The 452-nt window shown below is 57.5% G+C and carries 1 protein-coding gene; it reads right to left on the bottom strand.

Annotated features, from left to right (window positions below; all coding sequences use genetic code 11):
• Positions 1-452 (bottom strand): NYN domain-containing protein (locus SB753_RS34825; protein ID WP_410804588.1); only part of this gene is annotated, 452 nt, incomplete at both ends.

Genomic DNA, 452 nt, shown 5'->3' with positions numbered 1-452 from the left:
CGTTTCGCAGCTGCGCGCTGGTTCTCGCGCACGAGATCGTCGTAGAAAATGAATTCGTCGCAGTTGGCCGTCAGCAGATCCGACGTCGAGCGCTGCACGCCGACGCCGATCACCTGCTTCGCGTTTTCACGCAGCTTCGACACGAGCGGCGAGAAATCCGAATCGCCGCTGATGATGACAAACGTATTGACGTGCGACTTCGTATAGCAGAGGTCGAGTGCATCGACGACGAGGCGAATGTCTGCGGAATTCTTGCCCGATTGCCGTACGTGCGGAATTTCGATCAGCTCGAAGTTCGCTTCGTGCATCGCGGCCTTGAAGCCCTTGTAGCGGTCCCAGTCGCAGTACGCCTTCTTCACGACGATGCTGCCTTTGAGCAGCAGCCGTTCGAGCACCAGCTTGATGTCGAATTTTTCGTATTTCGCGTCGCGCACGCCGAGCGCGACATTTTC

The organism is Paraburkholderia sp. SIMBA_053 (assembly GCF_046534895.1).
GTDB classification, from domain to species: domain Bacteria; phylum Pseudomonadota; class Gammaproteobacteria; order Burkholderiales; family Burkholderiaceae; genus Paraburkholderia; species Paraburkholderia caledonica.
Note: the sequence above shows the minus strand (reverse complement) of the source record. Positions and strands in the feature narration are given on the sequence as shown.